Source organism: Neorhizobium sp. BETTINA12A (assembly GCF_023006485.1).
Lineage (GTDB): Bacteria > Pseudomonadota > Alphaproteobacteria > Rhizobiales > Rhizobiaceae > Neorhizobium.
In genome coordinates, this window is the sequence record NZ_JALBGW010000120.1 from 1 (window position 1) to 14,162 (window position 14,162).

At 61.5% G+C, this 14,162-nt stretch carries 13 protein-coding genes and 2 pseudogenes; 9 read left to right on the forward strand and 6 right to left on the reverse strand.

Annotated elements, in window-relative coordinates; all coding sequences use genetic code 11:
• The 3 genes from MOV61_RS22075 to MOV61_RS22085 form a co-directional block, all read left to right on the forward strand.
• Positions 1 to 227 (forward strand): hypothetical protein (locus MOV61_RS22075; protein ID WP_247138101.1); only part of this gene is annotated, 227 nt, incomplete at its 5' end.
• Positions 228 to 274: 47 nt separating this feature from the next.
• Entirely contained in the window at positions 275 to 604 is a 330-nt protein-coding gene (locus MOV61_RS22080) for a flagellar basal body protein (RefSeq protein WP_151042441.1), read from the forward strand.
• A 156-nt stretch (positions 605 to 760) separates the two neighbouring features.
• A complete protein-coding gene (locus MOV61_RS22085; RefSeq protein ID WP_247138102.1) occupies positions 761 to 1,105 on the forward strand; it encodes a hypothetical protein in 345 nt (114 codons plus the stop codon).
• A 507-nt stretch (positions 1,106 to 1,612) separates the two neighbouring features.
• Here MOV61_RS22085 and MOV61_RS22090 read toward each other — a convergent pair.
• The 3 genes from MOV61_RS22090 to MOV61_RS22100 all read right to left on the reverse strand — a co-directional run bounded on the left by MOV61_RS22090 (position 1,613) and on the right by MOV61_RS22100 (position 5,436).
• A complete protein-coding gene (locus MOV61_RS22090; protein ID WP_247138103.1) occupies positions 1,613 to 2,005 on the reverse strand; it encodes a hypothetical protein in 393 nt (130 codons plus the stop codon).
• A 920-nt stretch (positions 2,006 to 2,925) separates the two neighbouring features.
• Positions 2,926 to 3,984, reverse strand: a complete 1,059-nt coding sequence (gene dusA / locus MOV61_RS22095) for a tRNA dihydrouridine(20/20a) synthase DusA (protein ID WP_309493834.1) — start codon at positions 3,982 to 3,984, stop codon at positions 2,926 to 2,928.
• 567 nt (positions 3,985 to 4,551) lie between these two features.
• Positions 4,552 to 5,436 carry a LysR substrate-binding domain-containing protein gene (locus MOV61_RS22100; protein ID WP_247138104.1) on the reverse strand — a complete coding sequence of 295 codons (885 nt, stop codon included), beginning with the start codon at positions 5,434 to 5,436 and terminating at the stop codon, positions 4,552 to 4,554.
• 126 nt (positions 5,437 to 5,562) lie between these two features.
• Between MOV61_RS22100 and MOV61_RS22105 the strand changes: the two genes are divergently transcribed.
• The 6 genes from MOV61_RS22105 (at position 5,563) to MOV61_RS22130 (ending at position 12,807) form a co-directional block, all read left to right on the forward strand.
• A complete protein-coding gene (locus MOV61_RS22105; RefSeq protein WP_247138105.1) occupies positions 5,563 to 7,170 on the forward strand; it encodes an ABC transporter substrate-binding protein in 1,608 nt (535 codons plus the stop codon).
• A gap of 66 nt (positions 7,171 to 7,236) precedes the next feature.
• Positions 7,237 to 8,640, forward strand: a complete 1,404-nt coding sequence (locus tag MOV61_RS22110; protein WP_247138106.1) for an adenylosuccinate lyase family protein — start codon at positions 7,237 to 7,239, stop codon at positions 8,638 to 8,640.
• Positions 8,640 to 9,623, forward strand: coding sequence for an ABC transporter permease (locus MOV61_RS22115; RefSeq protein WP_247138107.1), 984 nt, complete (start codon positions 8,640 to 8,642; stop codon positions 9,621 to 9,623). The genes MOV61_RS22110 and MOV61_RS22115 overlap by 1 nt, the downstream gene beginning before the upstream one ends.
• Positions 9,620 to 10,831, forward strand: coding sequence for an ABC transporter permease (locus MOV61_RS22120; RefSeq protein WP_247138108.1), 1,212 nt, complete (start codon positions 9,620 to 9,622; stop codon positions 10,829 to 10,831). Before MOV61_RS22115 ends, MOV61_RS22120 begins: the two co-directional genes overlap by 4 nt.
• A gap of 11 nt (positions 10,832 to 10,842) precedes the next feature.
• Positions 10,843 to 11,811, forward strand: coding sequence for an ABC transporter ATP-binding protein (locus MOV61_RS22125; protein ID WP_247138109.1), 969 nt, complete (start codon positions 10,843 to 10,845; stop codon positions 11,809 to 11,811).
• A gap of 3 nt (positions 11,812 to 11,814) precedes the next feature.
• On the forward strand, positions 11,815 to 12,807 hold the full coding sequence (locus MOV61_RS22130; RefSeq protein WP_038587193.1) for an ABC transporter ATP-binding protein: 993 nt from the start codon (positions 11,815 to 11,817) through the stop codon (positions 12,805 to 12,807).
• Positions 12,808 to 12,982: 175 nt separating this feature from the next.
• Here the strand turns inward: MOV61_RS22130 and MOV61_RS22135 are convergent.
• The 3 genes and pseudogenes from MOV61_RS22135 to MOV61_RS22145 form a co-directional block, all read right to left on the reverse strand.
• Positions 12,983 to 13,228 (reverse strand): annotated as a pseudogene (locus MOV61_RS22135) (succinylglutamate desuccinylase/aspartoacylase family protein); the annotation flags it as partial.
• Between the two features lie 12 nt (positions 13,229 to 13,240).
• Positions 13,241 to 13,807, reverse strand: a complete 567-nt coding sequence (locus tag MOV61_RS22140; protein WP_247138110.1) for an NAD/NADP octopine/nopaline dehydrogenase family protein — start codon at positions 13,805 to 13,807, stop codon at positions 13,241 to 13,243.
• 95 nt (positions 13,808 to 13,902) lie between these two features.
• Positions 13,903 to 14,162 (reverse strand): annotated as a pseudogene (locus tag MOV61_RS22145) (hypothetical protein); the annotation flags it as partial.

Consider the following 14,162-nt stretch of genomic DNA (forward strand, 5'->3'; position numbering starts at 1 on the left):
CGCTGCGACCCCTCGTCGGCCAAATCGACGCCGCGACGCCATCACCCGCATTCTCCGCCGGTTGGAAAGCGGCGATCCTACCCGCTCTCCCTTTCGATCCGGTCAATGCCGCCGACGGCCCGGAACGCCCGGCCGCACCCCGGGAAAAGCCAGCCGCGCCCCGTTCCGGCACATCTGTGCCGCGCTACAATACGCTTCCCTTACCCTGCCCGTTCAGTCTTCCTTGAAGCTCTTGCCCTAAAACATCCGTCATCGGCTTTTGGGGATGTGCGCAATGGGTCTGTCGGCGGTGATGAACATTGCGGTTTCGGGCATGCAGGCACAGGCCAGACGCCTCGCGACCGCGGCGAACAACATCGCCAATGCCGGCACGCCCGGCTACAACCGCCTCGACACCCAGGTCTCCTCCCTCCCCAATTCCGGCGGCGTCACCACCACCGTCACCCCGTCGACCTCCGTCACCTTCCCCGACAGCTCGAATGTCGACATGGCCAGCGAAATGCTCGACGCCTTCACCTCGGCACAGGGCTTTGCCGCCAACGCCGCTGCGTTCGAGACGGGCGCGGACATGTGGGACGTGCTGATGAGCATCAAGCGGGATTGAGGGGGCGGCTGCGTCACGCAGGGACGGCGTTAGGCGAGACTCTGTGCGGGTGTGACGACTATCGGCCCCAACCAGTATGTCTGCATCAGCCGAGCCTAGTTAATAACTCCGCGTTACGATGCCGAGGTGTGCGATCAGCGTATGAGAGTCCATGAAGTGAGTAAATTTAAAGGCGTTATTCTCATCGGCTTTCTGGTCATTGCCGCCGGCTTCGCGGCTTACAATGTGATCATCCATGGCATGGTCTATGTGAAGCGTGATGGCTGGCGGACATACGAAGAGGCTCCGGTTGCATTTGTTGTCACCACCTTAGCCTCTGCCGTTATGCTCGTCGCCTTGGCGGCTTCCGCTGCGCTCATCATTTGGCTCGGAATGGGCAAACGAGACCGCCCGTTTAAAGGTCCGCCAGTGCCGCTAGTCGAGGAAACTCATATCTCCGAGTACAAGGCGCCGAGTTCCGAAGGCAATGAATGCGTAAAAAGTAAAATAATGAAAATATGACCGCTGTTGGCGGATATTGTTGAAAAACTCGCATTCGTCCATCTGGCGGTTAGTCGATCATTTGCAGGCGGTGGCTCGAGCCTCCTTGTCGAAAATGTATCGTCCTGAGGTTTCGTCAGCGCAGCGGTCAATGTAGTCGTTGGCATCAAGCAGTCCCTTCACGACCACGCCGACGCTGATGAGGACGCCAAATCCAATTGCTGCTGCAATATATCTAAAAGCTGGGCGCATTTTGTTTCCCGCTGCATGTCGCTGTCTGTGTCTCACTGGTATCTAACAACAGATTGTTTGTGCAAGCTCTCCGGGGATTACCGCCGAGGGCACCCGGCTGTACAGGGCGAGGAAAGGTGACTGCGATGCCCTGCGCCGAGGCGCGCGGATCGACAGAGCGCCATCTGCCGTCCGAACGACCTGAAAGAACGGAGGCGCGGCCAATTCAGCCAGTTTTTCAACGATATCGGCGCGAAGCAGTCAGCGCAGCAAGGCCGCCGAGTCAGGGCGCGGGGTTCAGGCCGGCGACTGCCGCCCGAGATTGTTGAGTTCCGGGAACGGGTAGTATTTGAGGCGGCTGTCCTGGCAACGGATATCGTCGAGCGTGTAGCCCAGAATCTTTCCGTCGCGCATGGATACGCCGTAACGGGCGGGATAATTATACTGCCGCCCAAAGCCGGAAACGCAGAAGGCGTAGATATTCTTCTCCGGCTTGAGCAGAACGACGCTTGAAATTTGCGCGCCGTAGATATCCCGGTCGCGGAAACCCATGCGATAGGCAGTTCTCAGCACCTCCCGCTTCACGGAATCCGTCGGCGGTGCCTGCGACGATGCAACGCTTTCCGGCACAGATGTCTGACAGCCCGTCAACAGTAAAAAACCAGCGAATGCCGCAACCAAAAATTTCATGAACCACCCCGATCACCTTCAGAAGACAGGGATAATACATAACTGGATCAAGCGGTCTACTCGCGCCATCATTGCAGCGCGAACTCTCGGAGCGTGTGGACATGCTGCAACGCCCGCGACAACCTGCCCCTTCTGAACTTAGGGCGACGGGTCTGCTTATGGCGCGAAGCAGAGATCGACTCATGCATTTTCGCGGCCGTTAGCAACTCGTCTTCAACGGGGAGGCTCCTGAACACCAGCGGCAATTCTTTCAATACCTTAGCCCAATCCACGTCCCCTCTCATCCCCGCCCTCCGGGCCTGTGCCTAAAATCCCCCCGTTCCGTCGCGGATACACCGGCAGGCGTGCTGGCGAGGCGGGACCGGCGCGGACGTCAAGGGCAAGACGCAAAACCTTGGCGTTCGGGTTCGCGGAAAATGGTCTCCCTCCGGCGACGCGGGACGGATGAGAAGCTGTCGGACCGACTTCTCGTTTCGTTTTCCGTCATGGTGCGCCGGGCGTGCCTGTGAGGCACACAGGGTGATGGGGCCGCGCCGCGCCGCGTCCGAGGGTTTTCAAAAAACCCGGATTGTGCGGCGCAGGTGGAAGACGATGCCGGGCGGCAGTCATGGCCTGCGGCATCCTGGTCTGCGAGCGTGCATGACACCCTCTTCGGAGGGGCACGCAACCGTTCCCACAACCCCCGTCATCGCAGAGGGACCGAAGTCGCGGATAATAACTGCCGAACGGGGCGCTGAGAGGTGTCACTTATTACTTATCTTACGAGGCAGCTTTCAGCGCCCCGTCCGATCCTCGGGTCTCGGGTTAAACCCGAGGACGAGGATGACGAGAGAACCTTCGTCCTCCTCGGGAGAGCGAAGCGAAAACCGAGGATCGCCAAGGGAGGAGTGTGTCCGATGGGAACTCGAAAATCTCCGCCCTCACCCCGCCAGCTTCCTCTCCTCGGGTTGAACCCGAGGGCCGCCGTCGATATCCACCGCCGCAAAGGCCACCGCGATGACCTCCGGTCCGGCACCCGGCCGGGTGGCGTCGGTGGAAAGAATCTGGCGAAACCGCCGCGCGCCGGCAAACCCCTGGAACAGCCCGACCATGTGCCTTGTGACATGATGCAGCCGCCCGCCCCGGCCGATCAGTTCCGCCGCATAGGCCATCATCGTATCGCAGAGCGCCGGCCAGTCGACATCCGGAGCCCCTTCGGGACCGCCACCTGCCAGAAACGCATCCACGCCGGCGAGCATGCCGGTATTGTGATAGGCGGCGCGGCCGAGCATCACCCCGTCCATATGGGTGAGATGGGTTGCCGCCTGTTCGAGGTCGGCGATGCCGCCGTTGATGCCGATGAACACGTCCGGGTTTTCCCGCTTCATGGCATAGACCAGCGCGTAGTCGAGCGGCGGCACTTCGCGGTTTTCCTTCGGCGAAAGCCCCTGCAGCCAGGCCTTGCGGGCATGGATCCAGATCGCGTCCGCCCCCGCGCCGATCACGCGGGCGAGAAAGTCCGGCAGCACGTCCGTCGGCTCCTGGTCGTCGACGCCGATCCGGCATTTGACGGTGACCGGCACGCTCGACACCCGCTTCATCGCCGAAACGAGGTCCGCCACATGCGCCGGATCGCGCATCAGGCAGGCGCCAAAGGTGCCCGACTGCACCCGGTCCGAAGGGCAGCCGACATTGAGGTTGATCTCGTCATAACCGTAATCGGCAGCGATCCGCACCGCCTCGGCAAGTTTTACCGGATCCGAGCCGCCGAGCTGCAGGGCAACCGGATGTTCGGCCGGCGAAAAGGACAACAGCCTGTCGCGCGGCCCATGAATGATCGCGTCGGCCACCACCATCTCGGTATAGAGCAGCGCATCCTTCGACAATTGCCGATGCAGGAAACGGCAATGCCTGTCCGTCCAATCGATCATCGGCGCGACGGCGAAGACGGGAGCCTTGAAATATCTATTTTTTTCTTGTTTTACAGGCTCTTGGAACACTCTGTTCTCCGTCTTGTTCAAGCTCATCTTGTACCAACTCCGCCCGTTTCGGACATGGGCTTGATACATTGTACCAACTGTTATCGCCATCTACCAAACGAGGATGCGGTCATGGGTGCTACCACCCCGCGCGCGCGAAAAGATGGCAGCGTCAGCTACATGGCACGCGTGCGAGTTATGCGGGATGGCGTGATTTATCACGAGACGGAGACTTTTAACAGACGGCCACCAGCTGTGGCCTGGATGAAAAAGCGCGAGCGGGAACTCGCGAAGCCGCGCCGCCGCGTTGGGGCGGCTCGGGGATGCTGTCGGCATTGGCAATCTCGCCTCTTCGTCGAGCTATACGATCCGCCTTACGTCCGCGCACTTGCCCTTGGATAGAAGCACCGGACTGCTCTTCAGCCCGGCGCGGTGTTGTTGCTTATGACAGACACCGGCGGACTCGTGTTAACGGAGCCAATCGGCATCACAGCCCGTCGCCGCTAGCGTACCGTTTCCGGCTAGACATCGTGTATGCGGAGACTGGGGCGCTGATACCAGTTGAGGCGGACCGGATCATCGGCCGCCCTATTCCATCACCGCATCTCTCAGCCAGGTGCGAAAAAACCGGAAACTCTCGGACCGAAGCTTCGGATCGGCGAACATGAATAAATAGTGCTCATGCACCATTTCGTTATCAAACAGAGTAACGAGCTGACCGTCCGCTAGCTCCTGCTTGACCAGCTTCTGGCGGACGATGGCAATGCCGAGTCCTTCGACGGCGGCCGTCAGTTCGAGGCCAGAGCTTTCGAGATCGATGAAGCGGGTATTTGAGAATATTCTTGGCGCACGCGGTCCGAGCCAGCGCTCCCAGTTGCGGGTGAATTCCGCCGATCGCAACAAGGTATGATGTTCCAGATCGTCGGGCGTCTTGAGAGGGGGTGCGCGGCGCAAATAGGCCGGGCTGCAGACCGGAGTGAGATCCGCGTCGCCCAATATCTCGCATACGAATCCTTTTTTCCCGACCGTCTCGCCCACATGGATCATGCCGTCCAGCCCTTCCACATCATGCCCGCCGGTGACGAATTTCACGACGATGTCGGGACGGCGCGCGTAAAGCGTTCCGAGCACCGGCATGATGCATTTCTGCAGAAAGACGCGCGGACTTCCGATCACCAGCGGCCGGCGATCGACGCTGACCGAGAGATCGCTTGTCACGGCGCGGATATCGCCAAGAGACGCGTGGATTCTCGTCCAATAGACCTCTCCGGCGGGCGTCAAGGCTATTCTTCGGTGCGTTCGTTCGAAGAGGTCGCAGCCCAAGAATGCTTCCAGATTCTGGATCTGCCGGCTGACCGCGCCGGGCGTCAGGCAGAGCTCGTCCGCCGCCTTGGCGATGCTCATGTGCCGCCCCGCCGATTCGAAAACAGGTAGCGAGGTCATCGGCGGCAGGTCCCTGCGCCTTCGTTGCATGATGTTTTCCTCCCTCCGCTTCTCTAGCGTTCAATTGAGAAAAACTCAATCGAATTCAAAAAAATTCGATTTTTCCGCCGGCGATCCGACGATACGGTCCCCGCGGAATGAATGGGAGGGAGGACCATGAAGAACTTATCACTGGCATCTTTCGGCTTGGCGATCGCGGCTGCGACGTCACTTGCCCCTGTCGCGGCTTCGGCCGAACAATTGCGCGTGGGTCTTGCCGCGCTCGCCACGTCGACCGATCCGCATTTCCACCGTGCCGGCTACAATTTCGATCTTCGCGAAAACATCTCGGACGCGCTCGTTTACGCCAACGGCGTCAACGGCGGCGTCGAGCCGCGCCTTGCGAAATCATGGGAGATCCAGGGCGACACCAAATGGGTCATCACCCTTGAATCGAAGGCGAAGTTCGACGACGGCAGCCCGCTCGGCGCCGACGACGTGATCTACTCGATGTGCCGGGTGCGCAACGTGCCAAACAGCCCCGGCCTGTTCAGCAGCTTCATTTCCACCATCAGCGGCATCAAGGATGCCGGCGACGGCAAGATCGAGATCGACACCAAGAAGCCCGACCCGAACCTGCTGCGCAGCTTGAGCAATATCGGCATCGTCGAGAACCCGACCGGCCGCACGCTGACCTATGACGACAAGACCTGCGGCAACGACAACTGGCTGGAAACGGCCGGCTTCAACAACGGCAAGGTTTCCCCCGGCATCGGCCATTACCGCGTCAGGAAATTCACGCCCGACGTCCAGATCGAACTCGAGCGCAACGCACAGTATTACGGCACCCCGGCCGCCTATGATTCCGTGCTGGTCAAATCCCTGCCGGACAACAGCGCCCGCATCGCCGCCCTGCTTGGGGGCGCGGTGGATGTCATCAATGCCGTACCAATCAATGCCATCGACAGCATCCAGTCGTCGGGCAAGCACCACCTGTCGTCCATGCCCTCGACGTTGCTGATCTTCCTGCTGCCCGATCAGGGCCAGGAAAAGACACCGAAGGTTTCCGGTACTAACGGAAAGAACCCCTTCCTTGACGCGCGTGTCCGCAAGGCGCTCAATCTCGCCATCAACCGCGAGCAGATCGCCGAGACCGTGATGGGGGGCATGGCGGGGCCGGCAAGTCAGATCATTGTTGACGGCGTCTTCGGTCACAATCCCGACCTGCAGCCCTCTCCCTTCGATCCGCAGGAGGCCAAGCGCCTGCTGGCCGAGGCGGGGTATCCGAACGGTTTTTCCCTGACGCTGAACGCGCCGAGCGACCGCTATGTTAACGGCGCCCAGGTCGCTCAGGCGGTGACCGCCATGCTCTCGCAGATCGGGCTCAACGTGACGCTGGAGACTTTCCCGTTTAGCATCTACTTCACCAAGGCCAGCGCCTACGAGTTCAGCCTCTATCTCGCGGGTGCCGCAGCCGATACCGGCGAGGGCCTGAGCCAGATGATCAACCTCGCCGGCACTCGCAATCCCGACCGCGGCTGGGGCGGTGCAAACCGCGGACGCTATTCCAGCAAGGTCACCGACAAGGCGCTCGAAGACGCGCAATCGACGCTCGACGACGCCAAGCGGGAAGAGCTGATCCGCTCCGCCGTGGCCCAGGTCTACAAGGACGACGGCTACGTGCCGCTCTACCACGAGTTCGGCGTCTGGGGGGTGCGCAACGGCGTTCACTACGACGCCAACGCCAACCTGACCAATATCTTCTACACCGCACGTCCCGAATGACGCACGGCCGGTGGAGCCGGCATTTCACGCCGGCCCTGCCCTGTTTTTATGAAAGTGCAAAGCCAGATGGGTACAGAATTCAACGACGCCCTCACGTCACAATACGACTACCGGGGACTGAGGGAGGCATTCGCACCGCCGGCCATGTACCAGGCCTTCCTGGACGTCGAAAAAGCCGTGGCCCTGGCCCAGGGAGAGCTCGGCATGATCCCGGTCGCTTCAGCGGAGGCGATCGCCGGACATTGTCGTTACGAGCTCCTGGACATGGAACGCCTGGATGCCTCCTATCGGACAACCCGCCATCCGCTGATGCCGCTCATCAATGAACTCGTCCGGCTCTGCGGCTCCGAGCACGGCGGTTATGTCCACTGGGGCATGACCACTCAAAACATCATCCAGACGGGACTGCTGTTGCTCGCCAAGCGCGCCCAGGCGGTGCTGGACGGCTTTCTCGCCAACATCCTTCAACATCTCGGCCACCATGCCCGCACCCATGCCAACACCGTTATGGCCGGACGCACGCATTATCGCCACGCGGTGCCGATCACCTTCGGTTTCAAGGTGGCTGTGTGGATCGAGGAATTCCTCCAGGCCGCGGACCGGCTCAAGGAGGCCGAGAAGCGAGCCTTCGTGGTGATGAGCGGCGGCGCGGTCGGCTGCTTCTCGGCCCTCGGCAGGCAGGGGCCGGCCTTCCAGTCGCGCGTGGCGGCTCTTCTCGGCATGGGCGAGATGGCCATTCCCTCCCGGGCGATCCGCACCCACATGTGCGAATATGTCAATGCGCTGAGCCTGATAGCCTCCATCTGCCACAAGATCGCCGAGGAGATCTACCAGAGTTCCTCCGAGGAATACGGAGAGCTGCACGAAGGTCGCATCGAGGGCACCATCGGCTCCTCTACCATGCCGCAGAAGATCAACCCGATCCTCTGCTACGGCATCATCGCCAACAGCAACAAGCTCTATTCCTGCGCCGGAATGCTGATGGCGGCCGCATACCGCCCGTTCGAATCGGACGGCAGCGCCAACCAGATGTTCGAGGACGGGCTGGCCGAGGTCATCGCCGCCATTTCCGAAATCCTCGTGCGGACCGAACTACTGGTGCGCGACCTGCATGTGGATACGGAGCGGATGCGGGCCAATTTGGACCTGTCGCATGGAGCGATCTTCGGGGAGTTTGCCATGATGCGGCTCGGCCAGACGCTCGGCAAACACAGGGGCCATGAACTGGTCCACGACGCTGCCATGGCCGCGGCCGGCGGCAAGGCCCCCTTCCTGGAGGAGTTGGCGCTGCTGCCGGGCGGCGCGGCAATCAGGGTCGAGATCGAAAAGCGGCTTGAAACCAGCAGCACCAGCGGCATATGCGCCGAATATGCGTTGCATTTCGGTTCGCTGGTCCAGGATATTGTGGCGGGGTCTATGCCGACCGCCGAGCAACGCAATATCAATGCCTACCTAAAGGCCGACCGCTGATGTTCTCCTTCGTGCTGCAGCGCCTGTTGCAAAGCGTGGTCGTGGTGCTCGTGCTGTCGATCGTCCTGTTCGTCGGCGTCTGGCTGATCGGCAACCCGGCAGACATCCTGATCTCGTCTGAAGCATCGGAGGCCGACCGGCTGGCGGCCATCACCGCGCTCGGCCTCGACAAGCCGCTCTGGCAACAGTACTTGACCTTCCTCGGCAATGCCGCGCAGGGGGATTGGGGATATTCCTTCGTCTACAAGGAGCCGGTCGTCAGCATTCTGCTGCAGCGTTTGCCCGCCAGCCTGGAACTCGGCATCGTGGCCTTTTTTATCGCCATCGCCGTCTCCGTGCCCGCAGGCCTCTATTCGGGCCTCAGGCCGGGTTCGCCGCTCGGCCGGGGCCTGATGGCCTTCTCGCTGATCGGCGTCAGCATACCGACCTTCTGGCAGGGCATGCTGCTGATCGTCGCCTTCGGTATCGTACTGCCGATCCTGCCGGTCGGCGACCGGGGCCAGGTGGCGACCCATCTCGGCATCACCTCCAGCCTCTGGACGCTCGACGGCTGGTCGCACATCGTCATGCCTGCCTTCAGCCTGGCATTGTTGAAGATGTCGCTGCTGATGCGCGTGACGCGCGCCGCGACGATGGAAATCGTGCGCCTCGACTTCGTCAAGTTCGCCTATGCCAAGGGCGTGCGCAGCCGCAAGGTCGTCGTCGGCCATATCCTGCGCAACGCGCTGGTTCCGCTCGTCACCGTCACCGGCATCGAACTCGGCAACCTGCTTGCCTACGGGGTGATCACCGAGACGGTCTTCTCCTGGCCAGGATTGGGCAAGCTCCTGATCAACTCGATCAAGGTCTTGGATCGGCCGCTGATCGTGGCGCAGCTCACCTATACCGCGCTGCTGTTCATCGGCATCAATTTCATCGTCGATATCCTTCACATGGCGATCGATCCCCGCATCAAATCCGTGATGGGACGGCGCACAGCATGAGCACGGCCGGATTCAAGGATTACGCGCAGCACTTTGCCGAAAGCCGCGCCGCCGTCGTCAGTCTTGCGGTCAGCCTGGCCTTCGTCGCCTGTGCCATCTTCGCACCGCTGCTGTCGCCGACGGACCCATACGACCTGACGCAGCTTCAGCTCTCCGATGCGTTGAAGCCGACTGGTTCCACGCGCATGCTGCCGGGAGAAGAAGTCAGGGCCAATATCCGCATCGACGGCAGCGCGACGTCTGTCCAGCCGGCCACACCAGCCAAGACCCACGTGACGCTCGTGGCCGAGCCCTGCGGGCTGAACTGTCTCGGCGTCGGCGTTCAGCCGGAGGGAACCAGGCTCGCAAACTTGCAGATCCGCAACCTTCCGGCCGGCGCAACCGTCGAGGGTGCCAGGAAGCATCCCGTCCAGTCTTGGTGGACCGTAGATAATCCGGAGGGCGGCAAGGTTAGAATCGCATCCAACGGCCCGCTGCCAGCGACCTTCACCTTTCTCGCCATCGCCAGATCCATGGATCAGGAAACGGATTTTGTCTTTCGCCTGGGCACCGACAGCTTTGGGCGCGACATGTTCTCGGCAATTCTCTACGGCGTCAGGATCAGCGTCTTCGTCGGGCTCGTGGCGGCCGGCGCCGCGATGGTGATCGGCACCGGGCTCGGGCTCCTTTCGGCCTGGCGCGGCGGCATCACGGACGCGATCATCATGCGCGCCGTCGACTTCATGCTCGGTCTTCCGGCCTTGCTCGTCGGGCTTGCAATCCTCGCCATTCTCGGCAACGGCGTCAGTAAGGTCGTGCTCGCTATCGTCATCGTGCAATGGTCCTATTATGCCCGCACGGCCCGCTCCTTTGCGATGAGCGAGCTCGGCAAGGAATATGTCGAGGCGGCACGGTGCCTGAGGCTTTCGCCCGCGCGCATCATGCTGCGGCATGTACTGCCCAACTGCATGCCGCAGATCATCGTGCTCTTCACACTCAACATCGCCTCGGCGATCTCGCTCGAATCGTCGCTGAGCTTCCTCGGAGTCGGCCTGCCGCTGACAAGGCCGTCGCTCGGCATGCTGATCGCCAGCGGCTACGAATTCATCTTCTCGCACAAATACTGGATTAGCATCTATCCCGGCATCGTGCTGCTGGTGATGATCGTCGCCATGAACCTGCTCGGCGATCGGCTGCGTGATCTTAACAATCCGCGGCTCGACCGCTAGAGGAACCGCCCATGATGGACCCCTTCTTCCGCGTCGATAACCTCAACACCTGGTTTTTCACGCGCCAGGGCGTGATCAAATCCGTGCGAGACATTTCCTTCGAACTTTCCCGCGGCGAGGTGCTGGGCATCGTCGGCGAATCCGGCTCGGGCAAATCGGTGACGGGCATGTCGATCATGGGCCAGATCGACGAACCCGGCCGCATCGTCTCCGGCTCGATAGCTCTCGATGGAGAAGAGTTGACGACGCTCGGCTTCGAGGAGATGCGCCACTATCGCGGCAAGCGGATCGCCATGGTGTTCCAGAACCCGCTGATGACGCTGAACCCGCTGATGCGCGTGCGCGATCAGATGTACGAGGCGATCAGCGAGCACGAGAACATTTCCCACAAGGACATGCACGACCGCTGCATCGAGGCGCTGAAAGCCGTGGGCATCCCTTCGCCGGACGAGCGGCTGAATGCCTATCCGCATGAAATGTCGGGCGGCATGCGCCAGCGCGTCGTCATTGCCATCGCGCTGCTGCTCGGACCGGACATGATCATCGCCGACGAACCGACGACGGCCCTCGACGTCACGATCCAGGCCCAGATCATCTATCATATCCGGCGCCTGATCGACGAGCACGGGCTTGGCATGATCTGGATCACGCACGACCTCTCGACGCTCTCCGAACTCGCCGACCGGATCATGGTCATGTATGCGGGAGCGACGATGGAAATCGGCACGACCGAGGAAATCATTGGCGCCGCACGCCATCCTTATACCCGCAAGCTCCTCGATTCCGTCCCCTCGCGCAATGTGCCGGGACGGAAGCTGAAGCAGATTCCCGGTAACATGCCGTCGCTGCTTGCGCTTGGAAAGGGCTGTCCTTTCGCCAGCCGCTGCGACCGGGCAACGGATATCTGCAGCGAGCCGGTGCCAGCCATCCAGCTATCCGCCACGCACCACATCTGGTGCTACCATCCATTCGAGGACTGACGCGTGAACGAGACGATCTTCGAGGCAAAGGACCTGTCACGCAGCTTCAGCGTCGGAAGCAGCCCGCTTCGTGATTTTGCGGACCATTTTTTGCGTGACCGCCCGCCAAAAGTGCTGCGCGCCGTCGACAATGTTTCGCTCTCTCTGCGCGAGGGGGAAACGCTTGGCATCGTCGGCGAGTCCGGATGCGGGAAATCGACGCTGGCGCGGATGATCGCCGGCATCCTGCCGGCCTCTTCGGGCGAGCGGCGTTTCCGCGATGAGCCCTACGAAAGCTTCCTTGCGCGCAACCGCGACGCGCTGAAGGTCCAGATGGTCTTCCAGGATCCGCTCTCCTCCCTCAACCCGCGCCTGCGCGTCGGCGATATAATCGGCGAGGCTGCGGTGTTGCACGGGCTGGTGCGGCGTCCACAGATCAAGGACTATGTCGTCGACATCCTCTCCCAGGTCGGCCTGCCTGCCGACAGCATGGGTCGCTATCCTCACCAGTTTTCCGGCGGCCAGCGCCAGCGCATCGGCATCGCCAGAGCGCTGGCAGTCAAGCCCGACATGCTCATCTGCGACGAAGCCGTGGCCGCGCTCGATGTTTCGGTACAGGCGCAAATCATCAACCTTTTGATGGATATCAAGCAAGATAGCGGCCTTGCGATGATCTTCATAAGCCACGATCTCGGCGTCATTCGGCACCTGTGCGACCGGGTGGCAGTGATGTATCTCGGCCGCGTCGTGGAACTTACCGAGACGGAACAGCTTTTCGCATCCCCCTTGCATCCTTACACACGCATGCTGCTGGAGGGCATGCCGAAGATCTCGCTCCAGCGACGCCGGTTCATGCCGATCCAGGGAGAAATCCCCTCTCCTCTCAGCCCGCCCTCCGGCTGCCACTTCCATCCGCGTTGTCCGATGGCGACCGAACATTGCGGCCGGATACGCCCCGAACTGCGCGAAGCCTCGTCGGGGCATGTTCATGCCTGCTTGAATATCGAGCCTTGTTGAGGTGTGTTCGGGAATTCCTTCACGCCGGATGGCCCGCACCAGCGCCCGCCGATGGCAATGCCCCCGGTGATCATGGCCAGCACGGAAGATGCCATCGATCGGAGAGCAGATTTGCATGGGCTATGGAAAGCCCCGGAGGCAGGAGGTGGTATCGAAAGTACCGCCTCCAATAACCTCAGTTGACGACGATCGTAATGACCGCGACGCAGTCACCGGCCTTGACCAATCCCTGGAAGTGCCGGGCGCACAGAACACCGCTCATCTTGGCACGGAGTTCATGGGGTGTGACGCCGGTTCGTCCGCTAGGGTAGATGCGGCCACAACGGCGCCCCGCAAACCTCGTCGCCAAGGTCGAAAACGGGCTCGATCAACCCGCTCTCCTCGGCGAAGGAGAAACAGTTGCATCAGGCATGTCGAGCCATATCAAGCAATCTCATGAAGCTACCGGATATCCACCGGTTGCCGCTCTCACTAGCAGGTCGCGCTCGACCAGTCCGAGTTCTGGCGGGAGATCATCGTCGGCGGTGAAATCTCGTCCATAGCAGGCGCTCAATATCTCGACACCGCTCGTGTGCAAAGGCGCCGCGACCCCTGCCATCCGGGCGAGATGAATCGTCGAAACGAGACCGAAGGGCACGTCTTCGAGAACATACCGAGTATTGATATCCTTGGCCTCCACCGGATCTTTCCCTTGCTGTGCAAGGCTCGCATAGACCTCGGCAACCGAGCCCCCCGAAATCCCGTGCGTCAGCGTCGAGTGATCAAATATCGTGCGCACCGTCTTGCCAAAGACCGCAGCGATTTCAAGCCGTTCCCGATCGAGCCCCTCAAGCAGCCTTGCGACCGCCGGTGTGACATTGGTGTTCTGGCCCCAGGCTTCACCACGCTCTATGCGCGTCAAATTGCAACGCGCAATGCCAATGCGGTTGGGCATCTTCGCGAAGCCGCTTCCCGGCAAGGCGCCGCGTCGATGCGGCGGCGACAATGCGGTGCTCGGCAAGGGCGAGATTCTCTTCCCGAGCCGAACTCCGGTGCAATCGTCGGGGGCGACTCCGCGCGGGTCGTCATCCGGCAAAGGGATGGGATGCGCCGGCCCTATTGCTTCGCCGGCGCCACGATCTTCATCACGAACGACGTCGGCGCCTCGCCCGGCCCGCACGGTCCAGGAATCTTGTTACTCACCGGTGGCAGGCTCTTGAGACAGGCCGCGATCGCCTGAGGCTCAAGCGCACCATCGGCATCCTTGGCCTTGGCATCCGCCGTGCCCGATTGTGCGTCTTCGCCCAGCTTATCGGCCGGCTTGCCCAGGGCCGTTCCAGGCGCGATCGCACCCGCCTTGCCGGAGCCGTCCTCGG

Coding starts and splice junctions, on each gene's coding strand:
- MOV61_RS22080 (WP_151042441.1), top strand. CDS start 275: ATGGGTCTGTCGGCGGTGATGAACATTGCGGTTTCGGGCATGCAGGCA.
- MOV61_RS22090 (WP_247138103.1), bottom strand. CDS start 2,005: ATGAAATTTTTGGTTGCGGCATTCGCTGGTTTTTTACTGTTGACGGGC.
- MOV61_RS22100 (WP_247138104.1), bottom strand. CDS start 5,436: ATGCAACGAAGGCGCAGGGACCTGCCGCCGATGACCTCGCTACCTGTT.
- MOV61_RS22105 (WP_247138105.1), top strand. CDS start 5,563: ATGAAGAACTTATCACTGGCATCTTTCGGCTTGGCGATCGCGGCTGCG.
- MOV61_RS22110 (WP_247138106.1), top strand. CDS start 7,237: ATGGGTACAGAATTCAACGACGCCCTCACGTCACAATACGACTACCGG.
- MOV61_RS22115 (WP_247138107.1), top strand. CDS start 8,640: ATGTTCTCCTTCGTGCTGCAGCGCCTGTTGCAAAGCGTGGTCGTGGTG.
- MOV61_RS22120 (WP_247138108.1), top strand. CDS start 9,620: ATGAGCACGGCCGGATTCAAGGATTACGCGCAGCACTTTGCCGAAAGC.
- MOV61_RS22125 (WP_247138109.1), top strand. CDS start 10,843: ATGATGGACCCCTTCTTCCGCGTCGATAACCTCAACACCTGGTTTTTC.